This is a genomic window from Brevibacillus sp. MCWH (assembly GCF_013096935.1).
In the GTDB taxonomy this organism is placed as follows: Bacteria; Bacillota; Bacilli; order Brevibacillales; family Brevibacillaceae; genus Brevibacillus; species Brevibacillus aydinogluensis.
This window is the reverse complement of sequence record NZ_SDLF01000233.1, coordinates 1-395: the sequence shown is the minus strand read 5'-3', so window position 1 is coordinate 395 and position 395 is coordinate 1. Positions and strand designations below refer to the sequence as shown.

The 395-nt window shown below is 73.7% G+C and carries 1 protein-coding gene; it reads right to left on the bottom strand.

Annotation, left to right across the window (positions count from 1 at the left end):
- Positions 1–395 (bottom strand): thiamine pyrophosphate-dependent enzyme (locus tag ETC00_RS20235; RefSeq protein ID WP_253264364.1); only part of this gene is annotated, 395 nt, incomplete at both ends.

The following is a 395-nucleotide window of genomic DNA, read 5'->3' as shown; positions in this document are numbered from 1 at the left end:
GTGTAGACGTGGGCGAAGAGGTCCTGCGGGTCCGGGGCGGTGTCCCGGTTCATGCCCTCGCGCAGGACCGCCGCGACCTCCTCGGCCTCCTGCTCGTACTCGGCCTGCAACTGCTCGGTGAGCAGTCCGCGGTCCGTCAGGTAGGTGCGCATCCGCTGGACGGGGTCCCGCGCCAGCCACTCCCGGACCTCGGCGTCCTCGCGGTAGCGCGTGGCGTCGTCGGCGTTGGTGTGCGCCTGGATGCGGTAGGTGTGGGCCTCCACGAGCAACGGGCCGGCGCCGCCGCGGACCAGGCGCACGCCGCGCTCGAGCACGGCCAGCAGGGCCACCAGGTCGTTGCCGTCCACGCGCTCGCCGGCCATGCCGTAGCCCACGGCCTTGTGTGCCAGCGAGGG